Source organism: Prevotella sp. oral taxon 317 str. F0108 (assembly GCF_000162415.1).
In the GTDB taxonomy this organism is placed as follows: Bacteria; Bacteroidota; Bacteroidia; order Bacteroidales; family Bacteroidaceae; genus Prevotella; species Prevotella conceptionensis.
The window spans coordinates 20981-26980 of record NZ_GG740081.1 but is presented as its reverse complement, the minus strand read 5'-3'; the positions used below and the strand labels follow the sequence as shown (position 1 = coordinate 26980).

Below are 6000 nucleotides of genomic sequence, written 5' to 3'. Positions count from 1 at the left end.
AGGTAAACTGAGAAGGTATTTATGGGAGAACAAGAAAGATTGGAAAGCCTATAAAAGAAGAATGAAAGAAATGAGAAAAGAAAACAGGCAGTAGCCGTTAATAAGACGTATGAAGAATTTATCTTGTATAACAGTATGCTTAGCGTTGTGTTCCTGTTAGAGCATTGGGTGGATTACACTGGTAAAGAAGATAAACCGAACGGGCGTGACATCCTTTATCAGTTTGTCCCTGCCACCAACCTGCCCCCTCCACTAATTTTGGCTGTAAGTTGAATAAGTACATGTGGGAGAACAAGGCGGACTGGAAAGCATATAAGCAAAGAATGAAACAGCAAAGGAAGAAAAAGGAAAAGCTGTAACTGGGTTTGAATATAATGATATACTTCAAATTTAATTGCACGGCATTTTACCGGAAACATTTGGCTTATAAAACGATGAAAGCAATACTATTATCTATAGCGGTGATACCACTCATAGGCTGCGCATCGCTTCCAAAATACACAATACTTAATAGGCAGCATTCTATTTACTATACGCGGGAACAAACAAGCGAACTCAATAAACGGGTTTGCACGCTTATCCGCAAAAGCAAAGAACGGAGAGACTTTGACAGTGTTTACGTGTACCATATCGCGATTTGCCAACTTACATCACAGCTTGGAGGAACTGCAAAGTCGCCATCCGAATTTATAAAAGAAGACTTTACAGACTCGGTATTCCTGAGTATGTCCCGCCTAGGAAGAATGAAAGTTAAGGCCTTAGATCAAGGCAAAACCTTTCTCAGTACAGAGTCAATCGTGTTGAAAAAAGATAAGAGTTTAGGTGGCGTTGGTTGGATTCAATTCTTTTCCGCAGCTAGTTCTGGTGTGAAAACATTCCTTCCTGAAGATCTATCAGCGTTAGTTGCCATATTAGAAGACGATGACTTCATTGGTTTCTTTCAGGTTATAAAATCTATACAACAAGGTGGAAAACGTCCTTTTTCGCAGTGACACGCCAACGTAATGTTGTCGTTTTCACGTACGGAGCTGGATCATCTACCACAATAACGAAATGGAAATTAAAAGATTTTGGCGACAAATATCTTGGTTTGAGACCATTCCGAGATACGTTTGTCAAGTAACATGGACAAGTTCGAAGATGCTCCGATAGACAAATCACTTAAATGGTGACAAGCATACGTCAGCCCTTGTTCTTTGGAATATTGACTTCTGCCCAATTGTAGTTGCATAACCTTTAATGTAAAGGTAAGGCATCCTATCGAGGCCTACATTCTTCTTTCGGACATAACTCGCCATTAAGTTTGGTAGTATTAAACAAGCCTTCCCTAAGATTGCAAACCGCAACCTTAGGAGAGGCTATAAAAGAAAAATAAAAGCAATGACAACTAAAGAATTAGCTGACCATTATGGAATTAAATATGTATCTTTGCAAGAATATGGAGTTTACTCTGTTGCATTTTTACCAGATGATGCATTGAGAATGGTTAATATTTTGCGCGAAGAAATTACTCCAATTTTGGGTGGCGATGTGTATGTAAAGAAAAATGACCCTACAAGAGTCTATCCCACAGATGACGGGTGGTATTACGAGCGGAAGTGCGATGAACTAATAAAAGAGTATACTGATAATAGTTGTGACGAAGCCATTAAGTATATTCAGATCGTACTAGATAGTGTGACTAAGGGATGTTACGAGGAAGGCTCGGATGTGCTGTTTGAACTCGTGATACTTGATTTGAACAATCAATCTTAAATGGAACATTTGTAATAAAACTAACAAGATTAGAAGGGACTATTGTTAGTATTTGAAACCATCTTGATTTTTAGAAATACGTTTAACGTTTCGCCTATATGATATACTTCAAATTTCATTTCAAGCCATTTTGTCATGATGATGCTAGTAAACAAGAGAAAAGATCATTCCTAGGAAGGCTCTTCTCAAAGCTGTTTCATCATCTCGAAGCCAATCCAGACTTTGAAGAATCTATTGATTTTGTGGCCGAATGGCTTATAGAATACGATGATGTAGAATTTCATCAAGCAGTTCGCGAAATGGGTTTCGACACGAATAAGAATCTCATTGTTAAGCTGCCTGATGAGAGAAACTATGGTTATTGGTCGGATCTTGATTGCGATATAAATTTCTTTAAGAAATTTAATTATCAACTGATAACTAAAGAAACGTTTGATCTTTTGTGGAACTCCACACGCCATGATAGGGAACTAAAGAAGTTTGTGCCTATTAATGATGTAAATGGACAATAATTAAATGACTACGCGTAAAAGCGAATGGCTTGTCAAAGGCTTCTGAAAACTCACGTGTTTGGTTAAACTAAAAAACAAACAGCAAATGGAAAACAAAGGATGCATCAGACGACCAACTCCCGAAGAGTTGCTCTTGGTTGGGTATTTAGCACAAAAGCTCAATATGCACTCAAAACTGATTTGTAACAAAGTGTATGGACAGAGCCTATCATGGAAGAGAGGCTGGGCCGATTTTAACAAACTTAATGTAATAGATATTTCACCAAGTTCCGTTTCTAATCCTAGAGCATTCCATAAGAGTCTTATAAATAACGTAAAAATATCTCGTGTTTTAGATCCTTGGACTAAAACGAAAGATCCTGTTTTCCATATAGAGATACCGCAATAATGAACAATTTATAAAAATATAAAGAAATGAAAGCGATTGTAATTTCAATGTTCGTGATATTGTTTGCTTGCTGTATTGCAAGCACCAATCCGCACTTAAATGAGAATAAAAATGCCATTGTTAAGAAAGAGAGCCTGTATGGATACTGGAGCCTAGATGGGGTTGTTTGGTTACGAATAACTCGGGATAGAATATACTTTGTTGATGAAGACGGACAACCCTCTGTTCGATATTCGCTTAATAAAGATACTCTTACCTGGTATTTTGATGGAATTGCACCCCAAAAAGACATAATAAGTATTCTAAATGATACGCTTTTTACAAGAAATGATGAAGGTGTGGGGAAATATGTTCGTGTAAGATGAACAGGCTTTGTTTTTACAGGATCTATGCAAAACTCCTCTACAAGGGATTTTTAAATAGATAGCTTGTTGATAATCAATATTTTTGAAAGTATGGGTGTTGCAGAGTTCTAAATGGGCGTTCTTCAGAAATTTAAATGAAGATGTTGAGACTTATGTTTTGATAAGTAAATGTTAAGGACAGATGGCAATTGGACATAAAAATACCATTAGACGGCCAACTCCCGAAGAGTTGCTATTAATAGAGTTTCTAGCAAGAAAGGCCAAGTACCCACTCGCCCACGAATGGCAACAGGGCGTATGGGCTGAACCCACCACAGATGATAAAATTGGACCGATTGCAATAGCGATGAATAATGGAGAACCAGTGAAGTGCAAGCCTAGCCATGTGGTTTCTGATTGCATGTTTTACGATGCCGATGATAAAGGTGTCGCTGCGTATCTTCTTGTTGATGATGACGGATGCCTCTGTGAGTTAGACTTATGGAAAGGCGGTGGACCAGAGATATTCTCATTACTAAGTAGCACGGATAAGTTCAAAGACATCCCAATGGGAAAATAGGTAAAACAGTGGTGAACACGCACTTGCCTTTGCGCTTAGAGCATTAGCTCTCAGCCAACACCATCTGTAAGAGCTTAACTTTAAGGCTATGGAATCCGTTTAAGTGGTGGGGCATACGCCGCGCCCCACTTCTTACTTTTCTTGCACGCAGTTGATAAAATCCACCGTCAACAGCCTTTGGAACTCTTACGGAAAAATTAGACATCGAAGGTTTGAAAAAGTGCGTTTTTGCTTACAATGTTGTAGGTAACCTATGGGAGAGATTTGTTCTGCAACAAGTGTTGCAAGCAATTTTGTACGTGAAGTTAAGGAACGTAATTTAGCATAACAAAAGTGTATCGACTAAACAAACTTAGAATAATGAAAAAGAACTTCGTCATATTCATGTTAGCAAGCATTTGCCTTCTTTCTGCACATGCTCAACGTTCTTGTAAGGATTGCATACAAGATCTTTACAAGGTGGTGGAGGGGGCACAGCTGGATAGTATTAGCATTGGGCACAGTTTTTATTCTGTGAAATCGCTCTATCAAGGCAAGGGTCATGGGCTTGTTGTTGGAGCAATCGCAAAAGCCCGAGTGTTCAGTTACGGCAACCCGCTAGATTCTGTGGTGATGCTTGATTTGGGAGACAAAGCACTGTATTTTATGGTGAATACCGAACCGCCTCGCAACTTTAAATGCGCAGACATTAATTGTGTGTATGATGGCGAGGGACGTAATCTTCTAGACAAAGAAGACTATATGAGGTTTCCCGCAGTGATTAACGATCCTGATGGGTTTACATTCATTAGAGAAGGACCATCTACGACGTTTAAGGTAAAGGCAAAGATAGAAAAGGATAAAATCTTTTTCTATACCCCAATCTTAAGCAGTGATTGGTATAGAGTTTTTCTTAGGGATGGAGGACCGTGCATAGGCTATATTCATCGCTCACGAATACTCCCATACGATAAATGTCCTACAAAAATTAAAAGGAAAATGGAGAAGCTTATGCTTTGATAAGCAAACATTAAAGACAAGTGGCAATGGAAAATAACGAACGCATCAGACGACCAACTCCTGAATACACAAACTCACCAGCCCACCAACTCATCAACTCACCACCCCCAAAAAACCACCAGCTCAAAAGCTTAAATTGTTATCTTTTATTTTACAAAGGTGCTCTAGTTTTCACTCCGTTCTAGCGAAAATATGGGCCAAAAAGTAGGTAAATGGGCACTATTTCTAGTTTCTCACGCCTCTTGTTTTGTCTGTTTTTAAGAGCAAAGCCTGCATTTTGCACCATTTAGCCTTTCTATTTTGGTTGCCAGACCGTCATTTTTCAAGTCCAACAACCTGCTTTTAACCCCTAAAAACCCACTTTTTAACGACTATTTTGCCCTTTTCTACCATGTTTTTAATGGCGCATAAAGGTTTTGTTTATACCATTGTAGTGGATATTTATGCTTTTCGCCTTGCGTTTAGCACCATTTTGCAGTGCGTTTAGCACCAAAACGCACTGCATTTAGCACCAAAACGCACTGCATTTAGCACCAAAACGCACTGCATTTAGCACCAAAACGCACTGCGTTTTGCGGCATATTGCACTGCGTTTTGCCGCAAATTGCACTATATTTAGCAGCAAATAGCCCGAAATGTGGTACAAATGACGGTTTCTTGAAATAAATATTCATTTTACCACATTCACAAACTACCTCCCTTTTGCATCAAAACAAACCTCTGCGAGAATCGATTTTTTGCGACAAGGTGAGCACGTGGTGGATAAAAAGGGCACTCATAATGTTAAAATGTGTGCTGAAAAATTGACAACGTGTCGGGTTGACGAGTTTACAAGTCGGCGAGCGTGTTGGGCCGCGAGTAGGTGAATTTGTGAGTTGGAGGAGTTTATGAGCTTACGAGTTTTTGAGTTGACAATGCTTGTCGTCCACTTCGTACAAGTCATTTGGCTTAACCCTTTAACCCAAATCGTTCATTAGGGCCTGTGCAGATCTTGTGTATTGTTGAGCATCTTGTCTGTCTTATTATTGAAGGCGTGGCGAACAACGACAAGAGAATAAGGCGGTCAAGGTGCCGATAAGCCGACGAAAGACGACCGGAAAGCGATGGAAACAACCAAAATATTTGATAAGCGGCCTAAGGAGCCGATTGGGGGTTAACTCTGTCACCCCGCTTTGACGAGTTTGTGGGTTCATTCGTTTTCAAGGTATAACCACTTTTTGCCACAGGTAAGTGGAGCATAATTTCGGATTTTATCGTATCTTTGTCGGGTACTTCGTACATGAGCAGGGTGTTTGTCTTGGTTTTGCATCCCAAAGATAATAAACTCCTCTCTATTCATAGAAAAATTAAAAGTCAAGACTACTTCAATATATGCGTATGAGAAATTTATTGGTTTTCTTTGGGCTTTTGGTGTTATACGCC

The 6000-nt window shown here is 39.3% G+C and carries 8 protein-coding genes; 7 read left to right on the top strand and 1 reads right to left on the bottom strand.

From position 1 onward, the window contains the following. Positions 1-434 precede the first annotated feature (434 nt). The 7 genes from HMPREF0670_RS14760 to HMPREF0670_RS14730 all read left to right on the top strand — a co-directional run bounded on the left by HMPREF0670_RS14760 (position 435) and on the right by HMPREF0670_RS14730 (position 4578). Complete coding sequence (locus HMPREF0670_RS14760) at positions 435-992, top strand: hypothetical protein (RefSeq protein WP_044078447.1); 558 nt, start codon at positions 435-437, stop codon at positions 990-992. A 388-nt stretch (positions 993-1380) separates the two neighbouring features. After that, positions 1381-1755: an Imm40 family immunity protein gene (locus HMPREF0670_RS14755; protein WP_044078445.1), complete on the top strand. Its 375-nt coding sequence runs from the start codon at positions 1381-1383 to the stop codon at positions 1753-1755. Positions 1756-1853: 98 nt separating this feature from the next. Next, positions 1854-2267: a hypothetical protein gene (locus HMPREF0670_RS14750; protein WP_009231938.1), complete on the top strand. Its 414-nt coding sequence runs from the start codon at positions 1854-1856 to the stop codon at positions 2265-2267. Between the two features lie 85 nt (positions 2268-2352). Next, positions 2353-2655 (top strand): hypothetical protein, encoded by a 303-nt coding sequence (locus tag HMPREF0670_RS14745; protein WP_044078443.1) that lies wholly within the window; start codon positions 2353-2355, stop codon positions 2653-2655. A gap of 26 nt (positions 2656-2681) precedes the next feature. Continuing rightward, positions 2682-3020 carry a hypothetical protein gene (locus HMPREF0670_RS14740; RefSeq protein WP_044078442.1) on the top strand — a complete coding sequence of 113 codons (339 nt, stop codon included), beginning with the start codon at positions 2682-2684 and terminating at the stop codon, positions 3018-3020. 181 nt (positions 3021-3201) lie between these two features. Then, positions 3202-3579, top strand: a complete 378-nt coding sequence (locus HMPREF0670_RS14735; protein WP_009231937.1) for a DUF6984 family protein — start codon at positions 3202-3204, stop codon at positions 3577-3579. Positions 3580-3939: 360 nt separating this feature from the next. Beyond that, positions 3940-4578, top strand: a complete 639-nt coding sequence (locus HMPREF0670_RS14730; RefSeq protein WP_009231936.1) for an SH3 domain-containing protein — start codon at positions 3940-3942, stop codon at positions 4576-4578. A 1189-nt stretch (positions 4579-5767) separates the two neighbouring features. Here HMPREF0670_RS14730 and HMPREF0670_RS17300 read toward each other — a convergent pair. Beyond that, positions 5768-6000 (bottom strand): hypothetical protein (locus HMPREF0670_RS17300; protein WP_232213950.1); only part of this gene is annotated, 233 nt, incomplete at its 5' end.

Coding starts and splice junctions, on each gene's coding strand:
- HMPREF0670_RS14760 (WP_044078447.1), top strand. CDS start 435: ATGAAAGCAATACTATTATCTATAGCGGTGATACCACTCATAGGCTGC.
- HMPREF0670_RS14755 (WP_044078445.1), top strand. CDS start 1,381: ATGACAACTAAAGAATTAGCTGACCATTATGGAATTAAATATGTATCT.
- HMPREF0670_RS14750 (WP_009231938.1), top strand. CDS start 1,854: ATGATATACTTCAAATTTCATTTCAAGCCATTTTGTCATGATGATGCT.
- HMPREF0670_RS14745 (WP_044078443.1), top strand. CDS start 2,353: ATGGAAAACAAAGGATGCATCAGACGACCAACTCCCGAAGAGTTGCTC.
- HMPREF0670_RS14740 (WP_044078442.1), top strand. CDS start 2,682: ATGAAAGCGATTGTAATTTCAATGTTCGTGATATTGTTTGCTTGCTGT.
- HMPREF0670_RS14735 (WP_009231937.1), top strand. CDS start 3,202: ATGGCAATTGGACATAAAAATACCATTAGACGGCCAACTCCCGAAGAG.
- HMPREF0670_RS14730 (WP_009231936.1), top strand. CDS start 3,940: ATGAAAAAGAACTTCGTCATATTCATGTTAGCAAGCATTTGCCTTCTT.